1 protein-coding gene is annotated in these 1117 nt (G+C 70.5%); it reads right to left on the bottom strand.

The genetic code is table 11. The features are described from left to right. Positions 1–168: 168 nt before the first annotated feature. Positions 169–939: an ABC transporter ATP-binding protein gene (locus FNH04_RS46210; RefSeq protein ID WP_322725792.1), complete on the bottom strand. Its 771-nt coding sequence runs from the start codon at positions 937–939 to the stop codon at positions 169–171. Positions 940–1117: the final 178 nt, after the last annotated feature.

Genomic DNA, 1117 nt, shown 5'->3' on the forward strand with positions numbered 1-1117 from the left:
GCATGGAGGAGGGGGCGTGCGCCTGCGGCGGGTTCGCGGGTCGGGGGCTCGCCCCCGACAGGGGCGCGGGGCTGTACTGGATATGCGGCTCCGCCGCGTGGGCGCGACCAGCCACGTACGACCGTTGGTCGGCCACCGGCCGCGACGGGGCAGACGAGACGACCCGGCCTAGCTGGTGCGCCGTTTCGTGTCGAACCGCTTCATCCGGTCCAGCACCGTCTCCGCCGTCGGCTGGTACATGTCGTCGACGATGCGCCCGTCCGCGAGGAAGACCACGCGGTCGGCGTACGCGGCGGCGACGGGGTCGTGGGTGACCATGACGACGGTCTGGCCCAGTTCGCGCACGGAGTTGCGGAGGAAGCCCAGGACCTCGGCGCCGGAGCGGGAGTCGAGGTTCCCGGTGGGCTCGTCGCCGAAGATGATGTCCGGCTTGGAGGCGAGGGCCCGGGCCACGGCCACGCGCTGCTGCTGGCCGCCGGAGAGCTGGGACGGGCGGTGGGTCAGGCGGTCGGAGAGGCCGACCATCTGGATGACGGTGTCCAGCCACTGCTTGTCCGGCTTACGGCCCGCGATGTCCATCGGAAGCGTGATGTTCTCCAGGGCGGTCAGGGTCGGCAGCAGGTTGAACGCCTGGAAGATGAAGCCGATCTTGTCCCGGCGGAGCCGGGTGAGCTGCTTGTCCTTCAGGGAGCCCAGCTCGGTCTCGCCGATGCGGGCGGAGCCGGAGGAGAAGGAGTCCAGGCCCGCCACACAGTGCATCAGCGTGGACTTGCCGGAGCCCGAGGGACCCATGATCGCGGTGAACTGGGCCTGCCCGAAGTCGACGCTGACCCGGTCCAGGGCGATCACCTGGGTCTCGCCCTGTCCGTAGACCTTGGAGAGGTCCGTGGCGCGGGCGGCCACGGCGGTGGCCCGGCCGGCGATGGAAGTGGTGGTCACGGAGAGGTGCTCCTGTCGGGACGACGGTGTGTCCGGGTTCCCGGGTTTCCGGGAACGCGTTCCATCGTCAGGGGCGGACAGGGCGGTTGTAGTCACCCGCTGATCCGGTTCCGGGGGCCCTCTTGGGTCGGACGGACCGACGGAGTGTCATACCTGGGGAGGACAACCGGGGGAGGGC

The organism is Streptomyces phyllanthi (genome assembly GCF_009377205.1).
GTDB lineage: Bacteria > Actinomycetota > Actinomycetes > Streptomycetales > Streptomycetaceae > Streptomyces > Streptomyces phyllanthi.